1 protein-coding gene is annotated in these 859 nt (G+C 65.3%); it reads left to right on the top strand.

What is annotated here, in order from left to right; all coding sequences use genetic code 11:
* On the top strand, positions 1–827 hold an 827-nt coding region (locus tag Aut01nite_RS43075; protein WP_204037969.1), incomplete at its 5' end, for a hypothetical protein.
* Positions 828–859 lie beyond the last annotated feature (32 nt).

The raw sequence follows: 859 nt of genomic DNA, 5'->3' as shown, positions 1-859 counted from the left end.
CGATGGGCACGACTCTGATGGGGGCCGGAGCGGACGCAACCGTGGTCGTGATTGAATCCGGAGACAGACCCGGGGTCAGCGTCGTCCAAGACTCCACCAAGGTGCTTTTGCGCGGAGACACGGTTCCGGACCTCCACTCACGGTTTATGAGCCGTACCAGCCGCCCGCCCATCCACGTCTTCGTTCGCCTGGGTCAGGGCTGCCTTCCCCTGGGTACCGCCTTCTGTCGGGGCGGAAGATCGGAACCCGCCAGTTTCAACTTCGCCGAGCTCGAACTCGACCAGCCACTGGCTCGCGAGTTTCTCGACGCCGCCCGGCCCGTCCCCGTACCCGGCCCGGTGCCTGGGGTGGAGTGGGTCGGCCACGTGGATACGAATCCGATCAAGGCCTTGGAGTCATTCGTCCTTGGATGGTTCCCTGCCGAGAAGCTCACGTCGGCCGAGATGGACGGCTCAGCGGGCGAGTGGGACAACCTTCCGGAGGCATTGGCCGCCTTCCAGCGCTTGGCACGCCTCCGTCCTGCGCTCCACAGATTCCATGACCCGGTACTGGAAGAGCCCAAGCGTGCATCCGGACCGCTCGGCGACCGGCTGATCTTTGCCGTCTCGGACGGGGCCGGGATGGGCTGGTCCATCCCGTGGCCGCCGGAGGAACCGGGCCAGGCGGATCCTCGCGTGTGGTTCACCGAGGATCCCTACACCGAGGAACCGGAGACGATCCTCGAAGAGGAGCCACTCAGCCGTTTCCTCCTGCAGTTCACCCTCTTCGAAGCCATACAGGCCGCCCCCTATCGAGCATGGACATACTGCATGCCGACTGCGCCTTGATGGGCTGTGGCGGATGCTGCTTCCCATACCCC

Origin of the sequence: Actinoplanes utahensis, from assembly GCF_016862455.1 — a bacterium.
Lineage (GTDB): Bacteria > Actinomycetota > Actinomycetes > Mycobacteriales > Micromonosporaceae > Actinoplanes > Actinoplanes utahensis.
Note: the sequence above shows the minus strand (reverse complement) of the source record. Positions and strands in the feature narration are given on the sequence as shown.